At 51.2% G+C, this 25,000-nt stretch carries 28 protein-coding genes and 1 riboswitch; of the genes, 7 read left to right on the top strand and 21 right to left on the bottom strand.

Annotation, left to right across the window (positions count from 1 at the left end):
• The coding region (locus tag V0288_RS21870; protein ID WP_332867302.1) for an SdrD B-like domain-containing protein at positions 1–2,206 on the top strand (2,206 nt) is incomplete at its 5' end.
• Here V0288_RS21870 and V0288_RS21875 read toward each other — a convergent pair.
• Entirely contained in the window at positions 2,203–4,698 is a 2,496-nt protein-coding gene (locus V0288_RS21875; RefSeq protein ID WP_332867303.1) for a Calx-beta domain-containing protein, read from the bottom strand. The two genes, V0288_RS21870 and V0288_RS21875, sit on opposite strands and share 4 nt — an antisense overlap.
• A 454-nt stretch (positions 4,699–5,152) precedes the next feature.
• Here V0288_RS21875 and V0288_RS21880 point away from each other — a divergent pair, with 454 nt between their 5' ends.
• Positions 5,153–6,100, top strand: coding sequence for a sulfotransferase family protein (locus V0288_RS21880; RefSeq protein ID WP_332867304.1), 948 nt, complete (start codon positions 5,153–5,155; stop codon positions 6,098–6,100).
• Here the strand turns inward: V0288_RS21880 and V0288_RS21885 are convergent.
• Positions 6,088–6,990 carry a glycosyltransferase family 2 protein gene (locus tag V0288_RS21885; RefSeq protein WP_332867305.1) on the bottom strand — a complete coding sequence of 301 codons (903 nt, stop codon included), beginning with the start codon at positions 6,988–6,990 and terminating at the stop codon, positions 6,088–6,090. The two genes, V0288_RS21880 and V0288_RS21885, sit on opposite strands and share 13 nt — an antisense overlap.
• Complete coding sequence (hpsE, locus tag V0288_RS21890) at positions 6,987–7,937, bottom strand: hormogonium polysaccharide biosynthesis glycosyltransferase HpsE (protein WP_332867306.1); 951 nt, start codon at positions 7,935–7,937, stop codon at positions 6,987–6,989. The genes V0288_RS21885 and hpsE (V0288_RS21890) overlap by 4 nt, the downstream gene beginning before the upstream one ends.
• Positions 7,938–8,022: 85 nt before the next feature.
• On the opposite strand from hpsE (V0288_RS21890), the gene V0288_RS21895 reads away from it, so the two are divergent.
• On the top strand, positions 8,023–8,895 hold the full coding sequence (locus V0288_RS21895; protein WP_332867307.1) for a sulfotransferase domain-containing protein: 873 nt from the start codon (positions 8,023–8,025) through the stop codon (positions 8,893–8,895).
• On the opposite strand, the gene hpsE (V0288_RS21900) is transcribed toward V0288_RS21895, so the two are convergent.
• Both hpsE (V0288_RS21900) and V0288_RS21905 read right to left on the bottom strand, forming a co-directional pair.
• Complete coding sequence (gene hpsE / locus V0288_RS21900; protein WP_332867308.1) at positions 8,872–9,876, bottom strand: hormogonium polysaccharide biosynthesis glycosyltransferase HpsE; 1,005 nt, start codon at positions 9,874–9,876, stop codon at positions 8,872–8,874. The genes V0288_RS21895 and hpsE (V0288_RS21900) overlap by 24 nt on opposite strands.
• 135 nt (positions 9,877–10,011) lie before the next feature.
• Positions 10,012–10,920: a glycosyltransferase family 2 protein gene (locus V0288_RS21905; protein WP_332867309.1), complete on the bottom strand. Its 909-nt coding sequence runs from the start codon at positions 10,918–10,920 to the stop codon at positions 10,012–10,014.
• A gap of 285 nt (positions 10,921–11,205) precedes the next feature.
• Here V0288_RS21905 and V0288_RS21910 point away from each other — a divergent pair, with 285 nt between their 5' ends.
• Positions 11,206–11,346 carry a hypothetical protein gene (locus tag V0288_RS21910; RefSeq protein ID WP_332867310.1) on the top strand — a complete coding sequence of 47 codons (141 nt, stop codon included), beginning with the start codon at positions 11,206–11,208 and terminating at the stop codon, positions 11,344–11,346.
• Here V0288_RS21910 and V0288_RS21915 read toward each other — a convergent pair.
• The 10 genes from V0288_RS21915 to V0288_RS21960 form a co-directional block, all read right to left on the bottom strand.
• A complete protein-coding gene (locus V0288_RS21915) occupies positions 11,326–12,438 on the bottom strand; it encodes a hypothetical protein (protein WP_332867311.1) in 1,113 nt (370 codons plus the stop codon). The two genes, V0288_RS21910 and V0288_RS21915, sit on opposite strands and share 21 nt — an antisense overlap.
• 36 nt (positions 12,439–12,474) lie before the next feature.
• A complete protein-coding gene (locus V0288_RS21920) occupies positions 12,475–12,843 on the bottom strand; it encodes a nucleoside triphosphate pyrophosphohydrolase (RefSeq protein WP_332867312.1) in 369 nt (122 codons plus the stop codon).
• Between the two features lie 45 nt (positions 12,844–12,888).
• Positions 12,889–13,092, bottom strand: a complete 204-nt coding sequence (gene psb35 / locus V0288_RS21925; protein ID WP_332867313.1) for a photosystem II assembly protein Psb35 — start codon at positions 13,090–13,092, stop codon at positions 12,889–12,891.
• 90 nt (positions 13,093–13,182) lie between these two features.
• Positions 13,183–13,926, bottom strand: coding sequence for a precorrin-2 C(20)-methyltransferase (locus V0288_RS21930; RefSeq protein WP_332867314.1), 744 nt, complete (start codon positions 13,924–13,926; stop codon positions 13,183–13,185).
• Between the two features lie 14 nt (positions 13,927–13,940).
• Complete coding sequence (locus V0288_RS21935; protein ID WP_332867315.1) at positions 13,941–14,090, bottom strand: hypothetical protein; 150 nt, start codon at positions 14,088–14,090, stop codon at positions 13,941–13,943.
• A 206-nt stretch (positions 14,091–14,296) separates the two neighbouring features.
• A complete protein-coding gene (locus V0288_RS21940; protein WP_332867316.1) occupies positions 14,297–14,665 on the bottom strand; it encodes a hypothetical protein in 369 nt (122 codons plus the stop codon).
• A gap of 12 nt (positions 14,666–14,677) precedes the next feature.
• Positions 14,678–15,643, bottom strand: a complete 966-nt coding sequence (locus V0288_RS21945) for a branched-chain amino acid ABC transporter permease (protein ID WP_332867317.1) — start codon at positions 15,641–15,643, stop codon at positions 14,678–14,680.
• Positions 15,644–15,679: 36 nt separating this feature from the next.
• Positions 15,680–16,630, bottom strand: a complete 951-nt coding sequence (locus V0288_RS21950; protein WP_332867318.1) for a branched-chain amino acid ABC transporter permease — start codon at positions 16,628–16,630, stop codon at positions 15,680–15,682.
• A gap of 156 nt (positions 16,631–16,786) precedes the next feature.
• Complete coding sequence (gene thiC / locus V0288_RS21955) at positions 16,787–18,157, bottom strand: phosphomethylpyrimidine synthase (RefSeq protein ID WP_332867319.1); 1,371 nt, start codon at positions 18,155–18,157, stop codon at positions 16,787–16,789.
• Between the two features lie 9 nt (positions 18,158–18,166).
• A riboswitch (TPP riboswitch) is annotated at positions 18,167–18,262 on the bottom strand.
• Positions 18,263–18,321: 59 nt separating this feature from the next.
• Positions 18,322–18,909 carry a ParA family protein gene (locus V0288_RS21960; protein ID WP_332867320.1) on the bottom strand — a complete coding sequence of 196 codons (588 nt, stop codon included), beginning with the start codon at positions 18,907–18,909 and terminating at the stop codon, positions 18,322–18,324.
• 314 nt (positions 18,910–19,223) lie between these two features.
• Here V0288_RS21960 and V0288_RS21965 point away from each other — a divergent pair, with 314 nt between their 5' ends.
• Positions 19,224–19,445 (top strand): riboflavin synthase subunit alpha, encoded by a 222-nt coding sequence (locus tag V0288_RS21965; RefSeq protein WP_332867321.1) that lies wholly within the window; start codon positions 19,224–19,226, stop codon positions 19,443–19,445.
• Positions 19,446–19,929: 484 nt separating this feature from the next.
• Here the strand turns inward: V0288_RS21965 and V0288_RS21970 are convergent, their stop codons facing one another.
• The 4 genes from V0288_RS21970 to V0288_RS21985 form a co-directional block, all read right to left on the bottom strand.
• Positions 19,930–20,922 (bottom strand): manganese catalase family protein, encoded by a 993-nt coding sequence (locus V0288_RS21970; RefSeq protein WP_332867322.1) that lies wholly within the window; start codon positions 20,920–20,922, stop codon positions 19,930–19,932.
• 29 nt (positions 20,923–20,951) lie between these two features.
• Positions 20,952–21,428, bottom strand: coding sequence for a DUF4383 domain-containing protein (locus V0288_RS21975; RefSeq protein WP_332867323.1), 477 nt, complete (start codon positions 21,426–21,428; stop codon positions 20,952–20,954).
• A gap of 196 nt (positions 21,429–21,624) precedes the next feature.
• On the bottom strand, positions 21,625–21,753 hold the full coding sequence (locus tag V0288_RS21980) for a hypothetical protein (protein ID WP_332867324.1): 129 nt from the start codon (positions 21,751–21,753) through the stop codon (positions 21,625–21,627).
• Positions 21,716–22,645 (bottom strand): hypothetical protein, encoded by a 930-nt coding sequence (locus V0288_RS21985; protein ID WP_332867325.1) that lies wholly within the window; start codon positions 22,643–22,645, stop codon positions 21,716–21,718. The genes V0288_RS21980 and V0288_RS21985 overlap by 38 nt, the downstream gene beginning before the upstream one ends.
• A gap of 639 nt (positions 22,646–23,284) precedes the next feature.
• On the opposite strand from V0288_RS21985, the gene V0288_RS21990 reads away from it, so the two are divergent.
• Both V0288_RS21990 and V0288_RS21995 read left to right on the top strand, forming a co-directional pair.
• Positions 23,285–23,692: a bacteriohemerythrin gene (locus V0288_RS21990; protein ID WP_332867326.1), complete on the top strand. Its 408-nt coding sequence runs from the start codon at positions 23,285–23,287 to the stop codon at positions 23,690–23,692.
• Positions 23,693–23,737: 45 nt separating this feature from the next.
• Positions 23,738–23,902: a type II toxin-antitoxin system HicB family antitoxin gene (locus tag V0288_RS21995; protein ID WP_422662048.1), complete on the top strand. Its 165-nt coding sequence runs from the start codon at positions 23,738–23,740 to the stop codon at positions 23,900–23,902.
• Between the two features lie 131 nt (positions 23,903–24,033).
• Here the strand turns inward: V0288_RS21995 and V0288_RS22000 are convergent, their stop codons facing one another.
• Positions 24,034–24,207: a type II toxin-antitoxin system HicB family antitoxin gene (locus V0288_RS22000; protein ID WP_332867327.1), complete on the bottom strand. Its 174-nt coding sequence runs from the start codon at positions 24,205–24,207 to the stop codon at positions 24,034–24,036.
• Positions 24,208–24,213: 6 nt separating this feature from the next.
• Positions 24,214–25,000, bottom strand: a 787-nt coding sequence (locus V0288_RS22005; RefSeq protein ID WP_332867328.1) for a tetratricopeptide repeat protein, incomplete at its 5' end; no start/stop codon positions are given.

A 25,000-nucleotide genomic window follows, 5' to 3' on the forward strand; every position in this document is an offset into this window, starting at 1 on the left:
CGCGACGCTCGGCGATCGGGTCTGGCTGGATACGAACGGGAACGGGATTCAAGACTCGGGAGAATCGGGAATCGCGGGCGTATCCGTGCAGTTACTCGGTAGTGATGGCACGAGCCTGATTTCTACCACGACCACCGGGGCGGACGGTTCCTATCTCTTCTCGAATTTAACTCCGGGAACCTATTACGTTCGTTTCATCCAACCCGACGGGTACGCCGGATTTAGCCCCGCGAACGTGACGGATGACCTCCAAGATAGTGACGCAAACGTCGCGGGACTGACCGGGCCGATCGCTCTCACGAGCGGCCAATCTAATACGAGCGTGGATGCCGGACTGTATCAATACGCGACGCTCGGCGATCGGGTCTGGCTGGATACGAACGGGAACGGGATTCAAGACGCGGGAGAATCGGGAATCGCGGGCGTATCCGTGCAGTTACTCGGTAGTGATGGCACGAGCCTGATTTCTACCACGACCACCGGGGCGGACGGTTCCTATCTCTTCTCGAATTTAACTCCGGGAACCTATTACGTTCGTTTCATCCAACCCGACGGGTACGCCGGATTTAGCCCCGCGAACGTGACGGATGACCTCCAAGATAGTGACGCGAACGCGACGGGACTGACCGGGCCGATCGCTCTCACGAGCGGCCAGTTCGATACGAGCGTGGATGCCGGACTGTATCAATACGCGACGATCGGCGATCGGGTCTGGTTAGACGGCAACGAGAACGGGATTCAAGACACCGGGGAACCCGGCGTGGGGGGGATGATCGTCCGGCTTCTCGACGGTAACGGCAATCCCGTCCTCGATAGTAACGGCAACCCGATCGAGACCGTGACGCGTTACGACGATCCTCTCACCCAGGACGCGGACGAGACCGGACTCTATGAATTCACGGTTCGACCCGGAACCTATTCCGTGCAATTCGATCTATCGAGCGTTGTCGGTGTCAGCGGTTTTACGGCGATCGACGCGGGAAGCGATGACGGCCTGGATAGCGACGTGGACGCGAACACGGGGCGCGTGGCTTCTTTTACCGTCACCGGCGGTCAATCGAACTTGAGTATCGACGCGGGATTGCTCCCCGAACAACAGGTTCTATCGGGCGAGATCGGCGATCGGGTTTGGTCGGACGCGAACGCGAACGGGATTCAAGACGCGGGAGAAGAGGGGATCGAGGGGGTATCCGTGGAACTGCTCGATAGTAATAGCGGTACTTTTCTCGCCGGCACGACCACCGGAATAGACGGTTTTTATCTGTTCTCCGGTTTGAGCGCCGGAACTTACCGCGTTCGTTTTATCCTGCCCGAGGGGGGATACAGTGGCTTCAGTCCCGCCGACGCGACCGACGACCTCCAAGATAGTGACGCGAACGCTTTGGGAATGACCGGGGCGATCGAACTCGGCGCGGGTGAATCGAACTGGAACGTGGATGCCGGAGTGATCGCTCGGGTCTCGATCGGGAATTTTGTCTGGCAGGATACGAACAAAAACGGCTTACAGGACTCCGGGGAACCGGGGGTCGCGGGCGCCACCGTGAACTTACTCGACGCGAGCGGCAATCCCGTTCTCGACGCGAGCGGTAGTCCGATCTCCACCGTAAGCGATGCCTTCGGTTATTATTCCTTCGAGGTCGCTCCCGGAACCTACTCGATCGGGTTCGTCGCGCCGGGAAATTACACGTTCGCCGGGAAAGACGCGGGAACGAACGATTCGATCGATAGCGATGCCGATCCGTTCACGGGACGAACCGCCCCGGTCTCGGTCGCGAGCGCGAACGATTTCAGTCTGGACGCGGGATTAATCCTCCGTCCCGACGGTCGCGGCGAGGGTCTGACCCCCGGTTTCTGGAAAAATAACGGGATACGACAGAATCACTATCCCGTCCCCTACACGCCGGATAGTAATTATGAAACGGTGTTCGGCGTGGATGTAAACGACGCGCTCGTCCGTTCGCTCGGCAATAAGGATAATACCCTTACCTTCCTCGAAGCGCTGAACGCGGATGGAAATACCGTTTCCCAGGCCCTACTGCGTCACTCGACGGCGGGGATCTTGAACGCCGCGCACCCGAGTATCGATTATTTCTACTCGGTAAACGAGGTGATCGGCTACACGCGACAAGCTTTCGCGGGAACTCTGAACGCCAATACCGTTAAGGATTGGTTCGCCTACAGAAACGAGGCCGGGGCGGTCTTTTAAATCGCGACAAAATCTGTCGCCGGGGGGAGGACGGCCGGAATCTCGATCGAATCGTTGCGGGAGAAGGGATCGATCGCTCCCGAAACCAGCCGGCCCGTTCCGAGGCCTCGGGAAAAGAGTTCCGCGAGAATTCCCCCGTCGCGTCCGGGTTGATTCCCGCTCGCCGGTCGGTTTCCCCGGCGGCCGGAAGTGGTGCCGCCGAGGAGTTCGTCCGTCAGTACGCTGTTCGCCGTCAGGCTTTGCGCGCTATCATCATCGACGATCGTGAAGACCGTTTGATTGTTGGTTAGGGTCGCGTTCAGGGGATCGGTGAAATTGATGAGGAGCGTTTCATCGGATTCGGCGATCGAGTCCCCGTAGACGGCGATCGAAAAACTTTTGCTCGTTTCCCCCGGATTGAAGGTTAACGTGCCGCTCGTGGCGAGATAGTCCGATCCCGCCAGCGCGGAACCGTCGGCCGTGGCGTACTTGAGCGTTACCGTCTGGCTACTGGGATTACTCAGGGTAACGGTAATATCGGAATTCGCGGTCGGCGAACCCGACAGGAGCGTTCCCTCGACAACCGAAAGATTGCTCTGAATCGCGAGGGTCGGTGCCAGATCGTTATTTATAACGGTAACGTCCGCTTGTCCGTCGCCGATCGCCGCTTTTTGCGCGTTACTCAAATTCACGCGAAAACCGGTGCCGGAGGGGGTAAAGATCGCGTTGTCGATAATGCCCACGGTCAACGTCGCGGTTCGGGTGTTGGGAGCGAAAGTCAGGGTTCCCGCGGTGGCGATGTAGTCCCGGCCGGCGATCGCCGTGTTATCGGCGGTACTATAGTTTACCGTCACCGTGTCGCTCACGGCGTTGGAAAGCGTGACCGTCAGCGAGGCCGTGCCACCGCCCTCATTCACCGTCAGATCGGCGATCGAGAGGTAAGCGGGCGAATTTTGATAGCGAATATTCATTCGCTCGGTACTGGCAACGGAGAAATAATTTTTAATCGTCACCGAACCGTTCGCGCCTAACCCCAGGATCAGATCCGTCCCGCTCTGGGTAGAGGTAACGCTCGTGGTGGCGAAGGGGGACAGATCGAGCGTGTCCTGATTCGTGGCGTTCCAGATAATATCGTTACCATTCGCGGCGGACGAGCGATAGCCGGAGACCGTGTTCGCGGCGCTATTGAGAAAAATCTCGTCGTTACTGCTGGAAGCGACGACATTTTCGATGACAACATCGTAAGCGATCGACGTGCCGAACGTCGTGGTGGAATAGCTCGCGCCGCCGACCGTGTAGGTCGTGCCATTATAAGCGCTTCTCGTGGTTACAATGCCGCCCGGATTGATGTCAAAACGATAGCCGGTACCACTAGAGGAAAGTTGCGAAAAATCCAGGGTATCGAGACCGCCACCGTCCCAAAGGGTCAATTTTTTCTGAATATTGGTCGTTAGAAAAGCCTGACCGTTGACCGTGTACTGATCGATACGACCCGCGAACCGGTAGGTATCGTCACCCGGCGAAGAGTTTCTCGCCCCGTACAGGAATTGTAGGGCCTTGATATCGTAGGTCATGAAAGTTCCCGCGGGGCCTCCGTTGGCCGTGGATCTCATCACCGTATTGGTGGTGTTGTCCTCTCCGGGAGTTAACACGGGGGTTCCGGTGTTAGAGTGCTTGAGGCCGAGAGCGTGACCGATCTCGTGGATCAAGGTCATGTACCCGGCCCGACCGGCGGGGTTTTGAAATCCGTTCCCGCTCGAAGCGTTATCGTAAATCGGGTTCAGTCTCACGTCCCCGGCTTGAGAATCGAGCGCGTCCGTGGTGGGATACGTGGTGGTGGCGGCAGTCAGGCTACTGAGAGTCGGATCGAGCAGAAAACGAATCCGACCGAAATTGCCGCTCGTTTCGGAAACTTCCACGAAATCGATATTTACGAGACCGGAAATGTTTTGAAAGATCGCCCGAATATTATTACGGGTCGCCTCGCTAACCGGGGACACGGAAGTATTTCCGTAATAACCGCCACCGTTAAAGAAACTGTAGGTTAATTGACGGGTTCCCCAGGTAAAATTCCATTTAAAACCCGATAGCAATCCGTCGATAGGAACCGCGGGAGTCGTCGCGGATGGAAGGGTTGCCGCGCTAGATTGAAGGGTGGTCGCGGTCGCGCGGGTTTCTTGTATAGTATAGTTTGCCGAAAATTCTTGGCCCTGGCAAGAACAACAACCGCAACCACTGCCGACGGGACCCGAATTCGAGGGGGCGAGGGTCGATCGAGGCGATACACCCACCCAGCCGAAACCTTGTTCTAGAAGCGATCCGTCCCGATCGAACCCCGAGGGCGACCGCTCGATCGAAGCGGCGGGGAAACTATCCGGGGCGCCCGTTCTCTGTAGCTCCCGAACGGGGGAAGAAGAAGATTTTTCCGGCTGTACAGGAGAAACATTTTTCCGATCCTGTCCGTTTAAATCCTCGGAAAATAATTCAGAAAAAGATTCCCAATACGAATGCATAACCTATACCTCTGTAGAGCGGCGATCTATCTTGAAATTCAGACGAGCGGAACTCTCACTTCCCGGTAACTGTTCCCCTGCGAAGCGACCCAAAAAACGATAGAAATCTCTCTTGATTACCTTTGAGTGTAGGAGAGATATTAGTCGGGAAATAACCTTGAAATCACGGATATTTCCCGAACATAGCCCGCCCGCTCTAGAGATTTACCGCGAGAGCGATCGCCCCGACACCGATCCACCTGTCGATCGTGCCGAGAAATGCCCGCGGATAGTTCAAATGCTTTTAAGTATTTATACTTAGGACTGGAGCGTTCTCGGGATAGGCTTTCCGCGATCCGCTCCCCCCGCGCCGAATTCACGCGCCCGCGAAAGTGACGTTCTCTCCAGCAGAGCGTCGCGTGGTAGGATCGAGCGATCGATCTGTCAATGCCCGCGGTAGGAACGAATCCCCATCATGCACAGAAAAGCTACTATCGCTCTCTCGCTCCTTCAATCCCTTCCCCGATCGTTCCGGCACTTTCATCAGTACCCGCCGATTTTTATCATCGGCGCTCCCCGGAGCGGGACTTCGATTACCTTAAAGCTTTTTCAGGATCAACCTCTGACCACCGTTTTATTTGAACCTTTCCAGCTATGGCAGAAAGTTTTTCGATCGAGCGACGATGATAGTTACCGTTCGAGTTATCATCGCCCCGGTTCTTGGATACTAAAATCGCTATACTATCAGCAAATTCTCGTCGATAAACCCTATTTAGTCGTCAAAGATCCCCGCGATAGTCTTCGAGTGAACCGTCTGAATCGCCTTTTTCCCGACGCTCGATTTATTCATGTGATTCGCGACGGACGGGATGTGATCGCCTCGATGATGAAAACCTTTCAAAACGAGGTTTACCTAACGCTAGAGGATCGATGGCCGCACGTTCGGATTCCCGGTTATCGGCGAATGCTCTCGAACCCTCCCCATATTAACGCCGCCCACCAGTGGAAAATCTGCGTGGAAACCAGTTTACAGGATTTTTCCTCGATTCCCCCCGAAAGACAATTTCATTTTCAGTACGAGGATTTAGTCCGGAAACCCGAAGAAGTCGCGCCTCGAATTCTACAATTCGCCTATCCACGGCTAGAGTTCGATCGACAGCGATTGCAAACGATCGTCGATTCCATTTCCGATCGGGTGATTCAAAACGTACCCGAGTCAACCGATAATTCTATCCCGAATCAATCTTCCTGGAAAGATAAAATGAAGCGATTTTCTTCGTTAGTTAAAGATGATGCGGGTTCTGGAACCACCGCCTCGGAGCGTCGGGTTAACCGTTGGCAAACCGATCTAGATGATAAAATGATTTCCGAATGTCGCGAGATCGTCGGCGATACTTTACAGAAGTTAGGTTACGAAGAATGAGCGAATTTTTTCCAGCGGGTAGAGAGTAGCTGTAAACGATAGAGAGGCGCGAAATAGAAAGCTTTCCACTGCGTAAATAAAGCGAACCGATAATCGCGCTTGTACCGCCATACGACTTTACATAAAGTAACCATCGCGTGCGATTTAATTCGCGAGCGGCGATCGAGATACGGATGACTGAAATCGCGCGCGAAAAAAAGCTCGTACACTTCCAGAAGCTCGCGACACCACAGCCAATAATTATTACAGGCATTTTCCGAATGGCGGTATTTCCAGACTAACGCTCGCGGGAGGTGAACGATATCGCCCGCGACGGACAATCGTAAATATAACTCTAGATCGTTACAAATTCGCAAGGATCTATCAAAAAAACCGACCTCCAATAACGCCGATCGACGGATCATCGTCAACGAGAGAGAGTGAATCACATTTTGCATTAATAAATGATCGGTAAAATCGGGATAGCTCGCCCGCGGTTTTCCGCTCCGAAAAGTTTTCGAGCCGTCTACAAATACCTCGAAATAATCACAGTAAGAGAGAACGATATTCTCGCTCGATCGAATCACCGCGATCTGTTGTTCTAAATAGTCGGGCATCCAGCGATCGTCGTGATCGAGAAACGCGATAAAATCCCCTTTCGCCTGTCGGAGTCCGATATTTCTCGCTTCCGCGCCACCCACGTTTTCGGACAGACGGATTAACGGTAATTCCGGGTAATGTTCGGCGATCCAATCCGCGGTTCCGTCCCCAGAAGCGTCATCGATGATAATCACTTCATAGTTCCGATAGGTTTGCTGTAGGACGCTCTCGATCGTTTCCCGTAAAAGAGCGCCGCGATTGTAGGTAGGAATAATAACGGAGATGAAAGGCTCTGGCGTTGGAATCGTCATGACTTGATTTTAGAAATTTGCTGTAAGTAATACAAAGGACTCAAGAAACCACCCCAAAAAAATTCAAACTCGAAGGCGATCGTTACGTCCCGATAAAAATGTTGTCGATATTTTAGAAAATGAAAAATGATTCGTTTGAAATTGCCGAATAAAGTTCTTAGCAAGATCGAAGGCTTCTCTCGATCGCTCGCGAGGATCACGCGTAAATGACAAGTAACCAAACCGGTTTTTCTCGCCAACGGTAATAAATAATCTCTCGTTAATCTTTGCCGGGGAATCGCGTGATGGATCGTCATTTCGGGATTATACCAGATTTCCCAGCCCCGCTTATGTAGGTATAACAGGATCTCGTAATCCTCTCCCCTCATCAAAGCCGCTCCTCTCGGGCCGGTTAACGCGCATTCCGGGGGAACACTATCGAGCCAGGCACTTCGACGTACCACCAGTCCCGCGCTGGGGGGAAGTCGTAACCGTTCCGGCTCGAATAAACGCGGTTGTGAACCGTGATCGCGAATGGCGAGAAATTGAGCGATTTTCTCGAAGTTTTCCGGGGGATCGATTTCAAGATCACCGATAATTCTACCGCCATAAGCGCCGGCTTTCGGGTGACTTTTTCCGAAAGAGTGTACGGCGCTTATCCAGTTAGCGATCGGTAAATTGTCGTCGTCGAGAAAAGCGATCGAGTCTCCGCTCGCTTCCCGGACTCCTCGCTGTCTGGCGAAAGCTACTCCCGGACGGGGTTCAAAATAATATCGTAACGGGAAAGAACAGTGCCAATTTTCTTGAAAAGAACGGGTAATTTCAGCGGTGTTATCGGTGCTATTGTTATCGATAACGAGTATTTCCCCCGCGATCGATTCGATTCCGGTTTGTGATTGTAGCTTTTCTAATACCAGTGGCAAGCGACTGGCACCATTATAGGTGGGGATGACGATCGATACATCCATGCTTCTGCCGAGTTCGTGAAGTTATAATTTCCTACCCTACAATGGTAGAGTATAATTGGCAAATTTCATTTCGAGTATAGTCCGTATGCCGAACGAACTCAAAGACTTGTTCCAAAAAATCGTCGCGAAGTTCCCTCTCCCGAAAAAGAAAACTTCTCCTCCCGCGTTACTAAGACCGTTCGTTCCGAGTGATTTCCAGCCGCTACCTCCCGGATGGAACGTTAAAAGCCCCGATTTTGTCGGGGTGGCGGCGGGAAAATCGGGGACTTCCTGGTGGTATTCCTTACTGTTACAACACCCGCGAGTTGTTCAAAATCGCCTCGGTAGAAAGGAGTTACATTATTTCGATCATTTCCAGTATCGAGGGATAAGCGAGGAACAGATAAAAACCTACTGTCAAGCGTTCGCCGCACCGGAAAATAGTATCTGTGGGGAGTGGTCTCCCAATTATCTAACGCATCCTTTTTGTATGGAATATTTGGCTAGAAGCGCCCCGAACACGAAAATTTTAATCCTGCTCCGAAATCCCGTCGATCGAATGCTTTCTCAAATGAATTTTTTATCTAGCCATCACTTGAATTCTTTTAATTTTAATCGGGATGAACGCTATCTATATCAACTGTACACGATCTATTTAAATAGTTGTATCCATAGTTATTATACCGTGGGTTTAAAAGAATTACTGAAATATTTTCCCCGCTCGCGAATCCTCGTTTTACAATACGAGCGGTGTAAGGTAAATCCTCTAGAGGAAATTCAGAAAACCTATCGTTTTTTGGAGATCGACGATCGCTATCAACCCGCTAACATCGATCGACCCGTAAATAAGATGAATTACTCGATCGCCCCGTTCACGGTAGAAGAAAGAAGACGGGTCGCCGATTTCTTTGCCGAGGAAATGCGATCGACCCGTGATTTATTCCCCGAGATAGATTTATCTTTGTGGGAGAACGCTTAAATCTTTTAGATAAAAATAAAAAGGGCTAATCCAACTTTGTATCAACAATTCTCGCTCGCAAGCGGCGATAGTATCTCTCGGCGTTTTTCTGCCATATTTTACTATATGAAAAAGAATTTTTCGAGAATCGTTGAGTAAGTGAAGTAACGTCAGAAACGGTTTGAGGAAAGAATGAACCCCCACGGTTCTCGTGATATACCGGCTTAAGCCAATGCCTCCTAGATGGGCGATCAAATATTTCCGAGTTAACCGTTTAGAGGGAATTTGATGGTCGATCTCCATTTCGGGATTGTACCAGATTTCCCAAGAAGAGAGTTGTAGATAACTCAAAGCTTCTAGATCCTCGGAAGTGAGCGCGCTTTTCGCGGTTCTCCCGGTCAGAATACAGGTTTCCGGGACATTTTCTAACCACGCTGACCGACGAATAACCAACCCGGCGGAAGGGGGTAAAAACCGCAGTTTCGGATCGTACACTAAGGGTCGATCGCCCCGTTCCGTGATCGCTAAAAATGCCTTGATCCGCTCGAAATTCGGGGGCGGTTCCACTTCATAATCGCCGTGAATCTGACTCCCGTAAGCGCCCGCGTTCGGATACTCTCGCGCGAATCGAACCGCGGCCGCGAGCCAATTTTCATTCGGTAAATTGTCGTCATCGAGAAAACCGATCAGCGGGGATCTCGCCGCTCGGATGGCCCGTTTACGAGCGAAAGCCGCTCCCTGTCGCGGTTCAAAGTGATAGTGAATCGCGACCGGAAATTGTCGATCGCCCTGATAGGAGCGGATCACTCGCGCGGTATCGTCGGTACTATTATTATCGACGATCGAGACCTCCCAGCGAATCGATTCCGTACCGATCTGCGATCGCAATTTTTCCAAGACGGTCGGTAAACGTTCCGCGCTGTTATACGTCACGATCGCCACGGTAAAATCCAATCGCTCGGTCGCTCGATCGCTCGTTTTTTTTCGTTCGGCAATCTGCATTATTTAAACCTCTTGTAAAATTCAATTTTCCTGAATTTGATAGCGAAAATCTTGAAAAATCCCAAATACTTTCATGAATTTTTGTCGCTAGATTTTTATATCATTGAAAATGAATTTCGTGAAAATTGTATTTTTCTAAGTTCCCGCTTGTAAGCGGACAAAAAGCACCTGGAACAGTAGTCGCCAAGCGTTGACGGAGAAAAGGGCGGAAGCGACGATCTCGCGGCAAAGTCGAATTCGTCCCCGTTTTAGCGCGATTAACGCCCAATGTAATCTCAAATAGTTCCGAATATCGGCTAACGGTGGCAGATGTTCCCGATACTCTCGATCGACGCAAGCGTACATTTTTTCTTTAACGGCGATATGGGCGTTCAATCGCTCCTGTATCGAGAATTTTTGATTGTGACCCCCGTGCCAGATCGTTCGATAGGCTAGACATTGATTGATAAAAATCGCGTCACCAAAACGGGCGATCTTTAACCACGATTCGATGTCATCGAAATCGAGATCGAAAGCGGAATTCCAACCTCCCGATCGGGTGAAAGCGTCTTTCCGAAACATGACCTGCGCCGGAGTACCGAAGGGAAGATATTCCAATAGCATCCGATAGTGGATATCCGAGCGCGAAATATAGGCGATCTTGCCCCGTCCTACCCGTCGGGTACGCTTGATTTCCCCCCCGGACGGATTCACCTGGGCCGCTTGACAGGACGCGATGACGGCCCGCGGATAGCGCGCGATCTCCCGCGCCATAATTGCCAGACAATCGGGCGCGAGATAATCATCGTCGTCCAATAATTTGATCCAGTCTCCCGTGGCGAGGGCTACCCCGCGATTGACCGATCCCGCGTGGCCGAGATTCCGTGAATTCCGATAGACCCTAACCTTTCCCGTTAGAGTTTCTAAGTATTCACCCGTACCGTCGGAGGAACCATCGTCGATGACAATGATTTCGTGGGCGATTTTTTGCGCTAGAGAGGAGGCGATCGCTCGTTTTAACAGGGAAAGACGATCGCGGGTAGTAATAATAATGCTGATTTTCACGGTTGTTATTCCGTCAAAACTATGATAGTAGAGTATGGTGGTAGCGGTTTATACTGGCAATGTCGGAAAAACTTCGGGAAAGTTCCCCGAGATTACCGAATCCCGATCGCCGACTTCGGAAACCGTCCACAGCTTTAAAATAACGAGCGGAATTCAAAAATTTTCGTCGGGCTAGAAAACTGTAGGTAAGGGGAGTAATAAAGCGGAAGATGGCAATAAGTCCTGTAGAAAAGCGATTTATTGCTTTAAAAATCCCGATTTTCTAGCTTTTAGATCTTAAAAATAATGAAGCGTATAACAGATCGACGCTCGATCGCCCGGAAAAGTTCCGAGAAATCACTGATCCCGTCCCGATCGAGCCGCTCCGTAACTCTCGCGGGTGATTTCGGCGAGCGATCGGGGGATTTACAGGGAAGCGGCGCGTAATCTCGACAGGAAGCCCGCTCGCCGGGAGTAGCGTTCCCGTATATCCTCGATCTTGTTTTGAAAGCTCGGGAGAGAATTTTGCAACTCCGCGAGATCCCGTAGTTGAACCAATAACTGAACCGCTCGATCGTAATTTTGCGCTCGCGTTTTCTGAAGTAAGAATTCGATTTCCTCCCACACTTGAGGCTCTCGTTTCGCCAGTGCCTGTAAATCTTGAATCCGTTTCGCTTTCGCTTCTGCTTTCTGTTGTCTTTCCGTTTCTCGCGTCCACTCGGAACTTCTATCTAGTAACTCTTGAACGGTGCGTCGGGTTCGATCTGGAGTCGAGGGAGCGGCGACAATTTCCCGTAACTTCTGTTGGAAAGCGATCGATAAATTCGGTTCCCCTTTCGCCAATCTTTCGAGAAAATTCCGTTGTTCGGCTGTCGATAATCGCGGGATCGCCTGTAGTAAACTTTTTTCCGAGATAGCGGTCTGTTTGGTGCTGGCACTTCTGGCGATCGCCACGAGGCTTTCCTCCACGTCGAAGATATGAATAAACGCTTTTTGAGCGGGAGAGAGTTCCTGTAATCCGAGAGGAACGGGAGGTTCTAAACTATCGGGATCGATGTCCGCGTATTCCTCGGAAACGGTGATCGCGTTTAACCAGGCTAAATACAGTCCCCGATAGTCTTGCTGGAGGATTTCCCGCCGCAAGTCCACTAATTCGGCTAGGGTTCCCTCGCCCTCTATCCAGTAATCGAACCCCTCTTCCTGATGGAATTCCCAATCTAAAATCGCCCATTCTTTATGGAAAGATAGTTCGATACATCCCTCTACGAGGTAAGGTTCGATCGAGGCCGGATCGATCGAGGATTTCGGAAAACGAAACAGTAACTGTTGTGTCCCCCAGTTGGCGATATAGTACATGATATCGAAATAAGCCGCCAGAACATCCTTCGGATCGCCGGGAAAATCCCCGTGACTGTAGATAAAACTCGCCTTGGTCGCGCTCGATTTTACCCGCCTCGATAACCGATCGATAGTGGCTCTTTCCTCCGCGGTTAGCGATCGATCGATCGCTTGAAATTCGTAATACTGATACTCGCTCATATCCCGTTACCTATCGCGAGAGGGATGGTAATTCTATTATCCCCCCGCGGGGCGCTCGCGTTTTTCCGTCCACAATAACCGGATTCTCCCTTGAAATCCGCCGCGCCGTTCGCGTTTTTCCCGTTGTTCGCGCGCGATCTGTTCTCGATCGATCCCCGTTACGTCGAGTAGTGTATCGATGACCTCGTAGAGATCCGCGAGTTCTTCGATCAGCTTGTCGGGAGCGCCGTCGAGAGACGCTACTACCTCCCGCGTTTCTTCGAGCAACTTAGCCCCGATCGCTCGGCGGTACTCCTCGTCGGAAAACGTGGCGATCCCGTAATTACAGCCCGATTTCTCGATAATCTCGGGAATTTTATCCCGGACTAATTTATCGTGTTCTTCTCTCACGTTGACAACTTCCAACGATAACCCCTCTCCAACGGGAAGAGGGGAATGAACGGAACGGGATTACTGTTGCTCGTCGGTGCTGGAATCGAGAGGGGTTTTGATTTCGGGAACCAGATCGGGACGTTGCGCGCCCTCCCAACCGGCGGGACGTTTGGAATTGTACCAGGCGATCGAACCGATCGTGACCGCCGCTAGAAAACCCACCACGTAAACCGCCACGAAATAAACGGGAAATTGTCCGGCCACCGCTAACACTTGATACATAATTCGTTCACGATAAAGCTTTTAGTTCATATATCCTAACAGAAAGTGGCTTTGCCCCGAGATTTTTTAGCGGGCGATCGTTCCCCGGCGTTACGGGAAAGCGGCCAGATTTTTCGGCAATCCGTCCCGACGAACCCGGACGATCCACAGCGAGAAATAGGAGAGTTCTAAACTCGGTCGGGCGAGCAGATCCCGATAGATCACCTGATCGGCGAAAGTGGCGCGCTCGACAATCCAGCTATCGCGGAGGAGATTTTTCCGTTTTAAGAATTCCCACACCCGCGAGTACACGGAACCGACTTTCATCAACACCAACACGTCCGCCCACTCGATCGCCCGTTCCAACTGCTCTAGACTATAGAGCGCGGGTAAAATGACCAATCGCTCATCGCGCATCGTCAGCGGAATCCCTAGGCTAGAGGCCGCCGCCATCGGCGAACAAACCCCCGGAATGGTGCGAACCTCCGCCTCCGCATATTTTTGTTTTAAAGTCAAGGCTAAATAGGTGAAGGTGCTATAAAAATTCACATCGCCCTCGCAGGCGAAAGCCACATCTTCCCCCCGTTCTAAATAGGGCCATACGCGAGCCGCGGCCTCGTCCCAGGCTTGTTCTAGCACCTTCTCGTCGCGGGTGTAGGGAAAATGGAGTTTTAACGTTCGTTGGTCTTCGTCGAGCCAGTTTTTGATGATTTCCTCGGCCAGTCCCGATCGAGCGCCCACCCCCGCGGGAAAGGCGATAATTCTCGTGTTCTGTAGGATTTTCAAGCCTTTGACGGTAATCAATTCGGGATCGCCGGTTCCCACGCTCACCCCGTAGAGAATTCCTTTTCGCATGATCGAGCTAAAAATTAACGATAATCGAATTCCGATCGCTTTTCCGAGAGAGTCCGCCCGACCGCCATGTAGCGTTCGGCGCGGTCGATTCGCGCCCCCCGCGAACGGCTTGATCCCGTTCCCATCGCGGCGTTGCGAGAGCGGATCTGAACTCGCGGAACCATACTATACACCACTGTCACGCCCCTCGATCACCGTCGTTATACGGAAACTCGTTAGAATAATCGATTTTCGTCATCGATCGCGCGGACGCTCGCTCTCCCGCTCGTCTCCAAACCGAATTAAAGTTTCTAATCGTGCGGGATCAGGGTTTTCGGGATATTTTCTAGCGATTTTTCCCTTATTTTTTTCTTCTGACTCCGCGAGAAGTTTATTCGATCGATCCCGTTGGCAATAACTTACCGGATTCGGGAGGCTTTTTGCCGATCTCGATCGAACAATCCCTCCCGTTCCGATACACGAACACTTTCACCGTTTGTTCCCCGCGGAGGTTCGTGTATAACGTTCCTTCCGGATTGGATTCGGTACTGACGGGAGTTCGATTCATCCACACGATCCCGTCGCGACGATTAATCGCGCGAAGATAGTTTTTTCCGTCTAAACGGTAGATCCGCATCGTCTGCCGCGCCGTCTGACAGACAGCGATCGTTTTTTCCGCCGCGTCCACTCTGCCGGACAAAAACGCGGGAAAAGCGATCGAGATCGAGATGAATCCTAATAAAGTTTTCAGGCGCATCATTTTTTTAACAATCTAGCCGGGTAAACTCGATCGCTTTGCCCCGAAAAGCCGACTTAACGGGAGAGTGATAAACTTTTTTACCCCGGCCGGCGTGATCAATCCCTGGGGGTAGAAAATCGTTCCCAATACGATTAATACCCCGAAAATAATCAAGCGTCCATCGCGGAGAAAATTCCCCAACCAAAGCGGTAAACCCCCCGCGCCACCCATCGCGCGTAACACTTCCGGTAAAGCCGTCAACACGATTCCCCCCACCACCGGCCCGACAAAAGTACGCGATCCGCCGATTAACACGAAAGCGAGATAAATAATACTCGCGTCGAAAGTTCCCTGACGGGAGTTCCAAGTATTGAGAAAATGCGCGCTAACCGCCCCGACCATTCCCGCGAGAATCGCGCCCAAGGTAAAGGAAAGAACCTTGTGATAGGTGGGATTAATTCCCATCGCCGAAGCCGCCAGTTCATCGGCGCGAATGGCGTTGAAAGCGCGTCCGGTTTTGATTTTCTCCAGACGGTACAGAAAAAACATCGTCAGGATTAATAAAGGGAGTGCGATCCATAGATAACCTATCTGGGTGCTAAACGGTTGTGGAATTGCGAAGATTCCCACCGCTCCACCCGTAATATCGAGGTTTAGGGCGATAATTCGCAGGATTTCCACCCAAGCGATCGTGGCGATCGCCAGATAGATCCCCCGCAATCGCAAAACGGGAATCCCGAGAGCGATCGCCAGTATTCCCGACAACACCCCCGCGATCGACATTTCCAGCAAAACCAGATACAGGGGAAATGTCGCCCCCGTCGAGGGAAAAACCTTCGTGGACAGAATCGCGGCCACGTATCCCCCCAGCGCGTAAAATCCGGGAGTCGCGAGGGACAATTGACCGGCCATCAGGGGTAAGTAGACAGAAATCCCCAATATCGCCCCGAAAATCATCGATACTACTAAAAATCCGTAGGTATTAAAAAATTCAGCCATATTTTTTTAGGAGGCAGAAGGCAGGAGGTGAGGGGGCTAAACTTTCTGGATCGATTTACGTCCGAGTAAACCTTGAGGACGGACGAGAAGCATGATAAACAGGATAGCGAAAGCGATCGCCTCGCGATAGCCCGAATATTCCGAGGGGACGAAAGCCTCGGCGATACCCAGCAGTAAACCGCCGATAACCGCGCCGGGAATGCTTCCCAATCCCCCTAAAACGATCACTCCCAATCCCTTTAACCCGAAGGCGATACCGAAGTAGGGGCCGGCGATACTGACACTCGAACCGACGAGGGTTCCCGCCAATCCGGCCAGCGCGCCACTGATAAAAAAGGTGATAACAATATACCTCTCCGGGTCGATGCCGAGTAAACTAGCGGTCGTCGCATCCTCGGCCACGGCTTGCAAGGCTTTGCCGTCGCGGGTGAAATTGACCCAGTAGGTGAGGAGGGCGACCATCACCGCGCAGACGAGGAAAATGATAATCTGTACGGTACGGATGGCGATCGGTCGATCGCTCGTCCCGAAGTTAATCGCCGCCGGTAGATTCCCGTAGATGGTATCGGGAAAGGTATAAATTTCCGCGCCGACGAGGTATTGAATCACGTTAACGATCGCCACCGCCGCGCCCAAGCTAGAAACGAGGGTTAAAAGCGGATCGGAACCCCGCTGACGTAGGGGACGGAATGCGATTTTTTCTAAGAGAACCGAAGTAATTCCCGATAGGAAAGAACCGAATAATAGTGCCAGAAAAAACGGCAGGGCGAAGGGTAAGCGCGCGTTCGCCAACAACCCGTTAAAGCCGAAAGCCCCACCCGCTAAGGTGTAGGTAAAATACGCGCCGAGGGTAAAGATCGCCCCGTGCGCGAAATTGATAATCCCTAAAATCGAAAAAATTAACGTGTATCCGAGCGCGAAAATCGCGTACACACTGCCGATCGATAACCCGTTTAAAATCTGCTGGAAAATCGCCGTTACATCCATCCGTCCGTCCGGTTGTGAATTAACGGATTATTGTACCAGGGTGAGGGGTGAGGGAGGTGAGGGCGATGAGGGAGGTGAGGGAGAAAAGGGTGATTACTTCCTCTATATTCATGACTTCCCCATCGCCCGACACCCTACACCCTACACCCCCACTTTCTAAACGGTAGCCTTTTCTTTCGCGAGAAACTTCTCTAACTCGGTGAGCGCGTCGGCATCCACTTTCGTCTGCATGGGGCAGAATTTCGGGCCGCACATGGAGCAGAATTCGGCGGTTTTGTAGATGTCCGCGGGGAGGGTCTCGTCGTGGTACTCCCGCGCGCGATCCGGGTCGAGGGCTAACTCGAACTGACGGTTCCAATCGAAGTTATAGCGAGCTTTCGAGAGTTCGTCGTCACGATCGCGCGCTCCCGGACGGTGACGGGCGATATCCGCGGCGTGGGCGGCGATTTTGTAGGCGATCAGACCGTTGCGAACATCTTCCGCGTTGGGTAAGCCGAGGTGTTCTTTCGGGGTCACGTAACACAGCATCGCCGTCCCGTGCCAACCTGCGATCGCCGCCCCGATCGCCGAGGTAATATGGTCGTACCCCGGCGCGATATCGGTGACGAGAGGCCCGAGAACGTAGAAAGGAGCCTCGCTACACTCTTCCATCTGTTTTTTCACGTTAAACTCGATCTGATCGATCGGAACGTGTCCGGGCCCCTCTACCATCACCTGGACATCGTGTTCCCACGCGCGACGGGTTAACTGTCCGAGGGTTTTCAACTCCGATAACTGCGCGTCGTCGGAAGCGTCATGAGTGCATCCCGGCCGCAGGGAATCCCCCAGACTGAAAGACACATCGTAGCGCTTGAAAATCTCGATAATCTCGTTGAAATGGGTGTAAAGCGGGTTCTGTTTGTGGTGGTGGAGCATCCATTTGGCGATAATACCTCCCCCGCGGGACACAATCCCCGTGAGGCGACTTCTCACCAAAGGTAGATACTCGATCAACAGGCCCGCGTGAATGGTCATGTAATCCACACCCTGTTGCGCGTGTTTCTCGATAACGTGGAGAAAATCATCGGGGGTGAGGTTTTCAATATTGCCGTGAACGCTTTCTACCGCCTGATAGACGGGAACCGTGCCGATCGGTACGGGAGACGCGTTAATAATCGCCGTGCGGATCGCGTCCAAGTTACCGCCACCGGTGGAGAGATCCATCACCGTATCCGCGCCGTATTTAACCGAGAGGTGTAATTTCTCTAGTTCTTCGTCGATATTGGAGGAATTGGGGGACGCGCCGATATTGGCGTTGACCTTACATTTCGACGCGATCCCGATCGCCATCGGTTCGAGATTGACGTGATTGATGTTCGCGGGAATGATCATCCGTCCGCGGGCCACCTCCGCGCGGATCAGTTCCGCGGGTAGATTTTCCCGTCTGGCCACATAAGCCATCTCTTCGGTAATAATTCCCTGACGCGCGTAGTGCATTTGGGAAACATTTCCCTGCCCGACACGTTTGGCGACCCATTCTTGTCTCATAATCGTTATTTCCTCTAGAAACAGCTTCCCTCCGCTGGAATTACCCAGTCTCAGGTTCTAAGGGTCTTTCTCAGCCCGTATACGCGGACACCCCTAGCTATGACGGCAATTCTATCATTTGTCGGGGTGGGGTTCGGGAAAGCTTAACGATTATTCGGACTCGTTCACGGAAGGATCTCTTTCCCGACCCCTTTATACGCGAGCCAGCCGGAATTCGCGCGCGGGTCGGGGTAATCTTTGACGATCACGCCTTTTTCGGCCGCTCTCTCGAAGGCGACCAATCGGGGGATTTCCCGTTTAAAGAGGGGTAATTTCGCTTCCTGTAGGATTTTTCTGGCTTCCCGTCCCGTTTTCGTGCGGGAATCGACTTGAGTTAGCAGGACTCGATAGTTATCCGTCATCGTGGAGAGAAGTTCGACGGCTTTGATGGTGACATCGATATCGAGGTGGTTGGGAGTGGTGGGGAGGATCAGTAAATCGCTCCCGCGCGCGAGATCCTTGAGTTCTTCGGGTTCCGGCCGCGCCTGGGTATCGACGATGATATGGGTGTATTTTTTGACCAGTCCGGTAGCTCCCGCCTGAGACGCGACCATGAAGGGTAGGGTGTCCTCTCTCGACCAGTGGAGGGCCGATCGATTTTTGTCCGCGTCGATTAACAGGGTCGGCGCTTTTTCCTGAAAATAAGCGGCGAGATGGATCGCCGTGGTAGTTTTTCCGACCCCTCCCTTGAGGGCTGTTACGGAGATAATCATGGTCTCCTCGCTGGTTTCGCCTGGTCTTTCCTAAGTTTACCCCCTGACGGGTACTCGCTTTCCGAAGTTTCTCCGCGATGCCCTCGATCGATCTCCGTCCGGGTATAGATGTTTCGATCGGCTCGGGACTCGGTGTTTAGGGGTTGACACGGAAATTTAAAGAGATATGATAATAAGGACTTGGACACATCTAGTAAATTCACGAGACGGTTCTCTGAACCGTTCGGTAAAATACCGAAGTTAGCGGGACTGATTCCCATCATTCTGACCGCTATCCCGTGAAACCTAGCGCTCGTGAAGGAATTCGGCTTGAAATGTTCTCTATTTCCCTGTTGATCTTAGTGTTTGCTGTTGTATGCGCTTGGTTCAGCTACACGACGGTAGAGGAAATCGTGAAAGTCGCGATGGCCTGTCTGGCGATTCTCGCGGCGATCGTCTCCTTGATTATCTCGCCCTGGACGGTCAAGATCTCGCTACTCGCGTTGCTTCCGATTTGGCTCTCGATCGAATCGCGAAAGCGGAAAGAGTTCATTTAGTCGGGTTCGGAACCGGGCATCGTCGTCCGTAAATTGCAAAGTTTCCGTGGTAGGAAAGTTTCCTAGATTTAAATCTAGAATTCCCGCGCTACAGGAGGGGTTCTAGATTTTTTTTTGCCTACAAATTTCACCAGAAATCTATTTAACCTCGATTCAAGATAAGCCAGAATCGAGATCCTCTCATGCGGGTCATCGATAAATCTTGTTAACTCGCGGTGATGTTGTTGATAGTCTTGCGCGGGGGAGTCGGGGGCAACACCTTGCCTCCAGTGGGAGGTTCGGGGGTCTAGTTCCCCGAATAAAGACTCGGCTTCCCACCAAAAGATCCTAAAATTCCTAACCTGGACTGACGTTATTTACAATTCTAATTTTTGAAGTTTGTCAACTTTCAAATTCGCTACATTATAAAATCAATGATAAAAAAATCACGCTTTTTATCGCGTGATTTTAACAAAAGTCCTCAAACGCCAGCAGAAGCTTTCACTTATTTCGACTTCACCCGTTCTTCCACATGGGGAACACTCGCGGAACTAGAGCGAGAACCGTCCGCGAACTTCGACCACTGATTCGGATCGGATTGAATCGCCGATTTCACTTCCGTACTCCGTTGTTGACCCAGTTGGCGGTTCATCGCGTCCGTCGATTCCCGTGTTTCGGTCGTTCCTTCCACGGGAGCGTTCGTTAAGCCGTCGGTTTGTTCCACGTAGTCGCGCGGGTTGGAAACGTACACCCACTCGCCACTTTCCCACGCGCCCCGTCCTTGATTCCACGGCCCTCGGATATCGCCACCGTCGGACATATTGAAATAGGTATGCGTGTACCGGGGATCGCCCTGGAGGACACCCGGCGGGAAATTCGGCTGGATGCTATCCAATGCCGAGGCGAACATTTGATAGTGAGCGATCTCGCGGGTCATCAAGAAGGTGAGTGTATCCTTAACTTGAGGATCGTCGGTGAATTGTAGGAGGTATTCATAGACGAGCTTGGCGCGGGATTCGGAGGCGAGATTCGATCGAATATCTACCGTTAAATCCCCGTTCGCGTCCACGTAAGTCCCCGACCACGGGACTCCCTGACTATTCGTTAACGTGGGGCTACCACCGGAGAGGGCGAAAAATTGCGGGTTCACGATCGCCTGTTGCAAGAGTTCCTCTTTTTTACCCGGCCCTTTCAGGAATTCCGTCATTAGAGTCTGTTCGGCGGCATCTTTTAATTCTCCATTGATGCCGTCTAACAACATCGTGATCGTCGCCCCGACAATTTCTAAATGCGCTAACTCCTCCGTAGCGATATCCATGAGCATATCGTACTGAGCGGGATAGGGTTTCCGCGCGGCGAAGGCTTGTAAAAAGTATTGAATCGCCGCTTTCAGTTCCCCGTTCGCGCCGCCGAATTGTTCGAGGAGCAGGGTCGCGAAACGGGGGTCGGGAGACGATACCCGCGCGTCGAATTGCAGTTCTTTGACGTGATAAAACATGAACTCACTCTGCTAATAAAGGGACTGATTTAGGAACCCGAAGAAATCGGACGCTCCATGCCGGTGCTAGGTCTCACGAACCCGTAGTAACCCGCGATCAAGGCGGTTAATCCGTTAAACCAAACGTTATTACCGAAAATCGGCATTAAGCCGAATAGGGTACGCCCGAAAGGAATTAATCCCAAAACGGCGAGGAGAGCGTACAGGTACGCGTAAACCCGGCAGAATGTCCGCGCAGCCCGATCGTCGGTGGAAGCGGCGACCCCCGCGATCCCGACCAAACAATGCACGATATTATGAGCGAAATTCGTGGGGAATAAACCGAATAAATAACCGAATCCTAGGGGGTATAAACCGGGGGCGGCGTTAATCGGTACCGCTCCGGTTGCCTGTCCCGGAATGCTCAGGAAAGCGGGAATGAATCCCGCGATCCCGATAAACAAAAAGATGACCCCTAAAATCAAAGAAAAACGACGTTCTCCCTGACTATTTTCCATTCTTAACATTTTCTTTTCCCTCTTTTTTTGCAAAAAGTCTAGAGAATCTACTTTTATCTTCTAGGTTCGATCGAGCGATCGGCTCTATCAGAAGTCGGAACATCAAGACAGAGAAAATCGCCCGAAAACCCGAGTTTGTTAGGAAAACTTGAGAACGATAATTTTCAAGCTCCCTACAAAGTAAGGTAAGCTATTAAAATTTCAACTACCGCTTGAATAGTTCCTCCTGCCTCCTGCCTCCTGACTCCTGACTCCTGACTCCTGCCTCCTGCCTCCTGACTCCTGACTCCTGTTTTTTAAACGGTCTCCAATCGGGAACCGTATAGTTCGACAAAGCGCCGGAACAATCCCATCGTCTCGTGAGCGGGAAGCCGATTAACCCGCGTCAGGCGATCGAGATTCCGTCCCGCTAAACCGCGGAGATAGGGTAAGTCTTCGAGCAGGGTTAAGAGGGAAGCGACATGAAGGACGAGTTTCAATAAGGGTTTATACCACGCGAGATCGCTGTAAATATCGACGAAGAATTTATGGCGATCTCGATCGAGCGGTAAAATCGTGAAGAGAACGATAATTTTTTTCTGATTGTACGTGGGAATGCTCAACTCGATCGTGAAGGGATTGTGTAGGGTTAAATCGACTTCGACCACGGGCGATCGCCACATTCTCAGCGCGTTGATCGGGGTTTCTAAAATCGTTTGAAATTGGATAATACCACCATTTTCCGTCGATTGGAGATGATTGACGTTACTGACTTTTAAATTATTCAGGCTAAAACTATGAATGCTTTCAAGATGTTGAGGATTTAAGAGATGATAGATCTGACAGAGATAGGGAAAGGGAAGGGTATAGACTTGACCGATGAGATGTTGTTTTTTGAGTTCCAACATTCTCGATCGAGTCCCGGATAGAAAAGGGTTATCGGCGAGATCGATCGACTCTTGTTCGGGAAGCAAAACTTCATCCTCGCTCTCGATCGCTATCTCGGGTTTGAAAACCAACCAAGCGATCGAGAAAAACAGGGCGATCGAAACCTGCACGATCTCGATCGGGGAACCGAGATTATCGATCCACAAAGCGATCCCCCGATCGAGCAGGCCGAAAATACAGAATAACATCCCCACTACCCAAACATTTCTTTTAAAAGTATCGATTAATAACGAGATTTCCAACGGTGGGGTGTCCCGAATCGATTCCCCTGTTTGGTAAGGCAAGGTTAGATTCGTCATAATTGCCAAATTTCTCATACTTTTGGGATACACGATCGCCGAACGAACGAGTTACGGAACGGCCAAAAAGGATTCCATTACCATAAAATTGTCCGAGCGGCTATCGTTGCCTCTATAATCGCCAAAAAACTTAACACTCGCCTCTCTAATAAGATTTAATTGCTAATTTTTTTCCATCTACCCGATGAAAGAATATTAATAATTTTCTCTCTCGCTTTAGTCGAACCCGCAGGCGATCGATCGCACGAATCCGACACGATTCGATCGAATCCGGTCAACTTACTCGATCGACCTGAAGCTTATGAGTCGAGCGCGAGTATAGTAACCGGCATGAACTCGGTAAGGAATCGATCGATCGTCTTGCTTGAGAAATCGGGAAAGCGAATTAAGAAAATCGGATCTTAGGGGAAGTATGCCGATTCTTTACGCTAGAGTTAGCGTGGTAATCGAAAAAGATGAGGATGGATATTACGCTCACTGTCCTCAATGAAAGGGATGTCAGAGTCAGGGAGATACAGCGATCGCGACTAGCCTCTAAAACCCGATCCTGTTCGGCAGTTTCCCACGAAAGCCCTCTACTCGCGCTTAGAAATCAGTAGAACGAAAACTTATCTCGCTACATACTCAGGAGTAAAGATAATGGCAGTAATTCAGTGGAATAATAATTTGAGTGTCGGTATTGTTGAAATTGACGAGCAACATAAAAAACTCGTTAAGATGATCAACGAACTTTATGACGCAATGAAACAAGGGAAAGGCAAGGATGTTACCGGTAAAATTATTAACGGACTAATCGGCTACACCGAGAGCCATTTCCGAATGGAAGAGAGATATTTCGACGAGTTAGGGTATCCCGATGCCGCCGCTCACAAGCTGGAGCATATAGCTTTCAAGCAGAAGGTAACTGAGTTTAAAGAGAAGTTTGACAAGGGAAAAATTACCTTATCTATCGAGGTAATGCTCTTCTTGAGTAATTGGCTACAAAACCACATCGAGGGGGTTGATAAAAAGTACGCGGCTTTTTTCAAGGAGAAAGGTGTGAAATAGGCTACCAGAGGGGGCAATCTGTCGAGCGTTCACGGTAAAGTTAGCGTGGTGATCGAAAAAGATGAGGATGGATATTACGCTTACTGTCCTCAATTAGAAGGCTGTCAGAGTCAAGGAGAGACTTTAGAAGAAGCGCGCGCCAATATTCAAGAAGCGATCGAGCTTTATCTATCCACTCTTTCGTCAGAAGAAAAACGCCGTATCGACTGACAGATATTTTCGCGATTGTTGCGGGTCACGAATTAAAATCTGACAGCCGAGAGGTGTCTACATTTCAAAATCGTAAGGCAAGTGTTTAAGGTGATCGAGAACCCATAGATCGAAAACGTTTCCCGATATTTTTAGGGTACGGGTAAACCATCCTCTTCTAATGCGGCGATATAGCCTGAAATCGCTTCTTTAATATTACTAAGTGCTTCCTCTTTGGTTTTCCCCTGACTCACACAACCTTTAAGGCTCGGACACTCCACGATCCAGTAGCCATCTTCATCCCGATATAAAATTACCTGTCTCATATTTTTTTATGGTTCTAGTTCTTTAATGGTAGCGAGTATATTGAGAGCTTTCTGATAAGCTTCTACGTTCCCCTGTTTTTTGTATAGTTGTGCCGCTGTCTCGTAATCGGCGATCGCCCCTTGTCGATCTCCCGAAATCCATTTCGCAAACCCGCGATTATTGTAAGCAAGAGCGAGGTTAGGATAGAGTTGAATCGCCCGCTCGTAATCGGCGAGCGCCCCTTCTTTGTCTCCCGAATCGTACTTTGTTAACCCGCGATTGTTGTAAGCAAGAGCGAGGTTAGGATCGAGTTGAATCGCCCGCTCGTAATCGGCGAGCGCCCCTTCTTTGTCTCCCGAATCGTACTTTGTTAACCCGCGATTGTTGTAAGCAAGAGCGAGGTTAGGATCGAGTTGAATCGCCCGCTCGTAATCGGCGAGCGCCCCTTCTTTGTCTCCCGAATCGTACTTTGTTAACCCGCGATTGTTGTAAGCAAGAGCGAGGTTAGGATCGAGTTGAATCGCCCGCTCGTAATCGGCGAGCGCCCCTTCTTTGTCTCCCGAATCGTACTTTGTTAACCCGCGATTGTTGTAAGCAAGAGCGAGGTTAGGATCGAGTTGAATCGCCCGCTCGTAATCGGCGAGCGCCCCTTCTTTGTCTCCCGAATCGTACTTTGTTAACCCGCGATTGTTGTAAGCAAGAGCGAGGTTAGGATCGAGTTGAATCGCCCGCTCGTAATCGGCGAGCGCCCCTTCTTTGTCTCCCGAATCGTACTTTGTTAACCCGCGATTGTTGTAAGCAAGAGCGAGGTTA

Source organism: Pannus brasiliensis CCIBt3594 (assembly GCF_036688125.1).
GTDB lineage: Bacteria > Cyanobacteriota > Cyanobacteriia > Cyanobacteriales > Microcystaceae > Pannus > Pannus brasiliensis.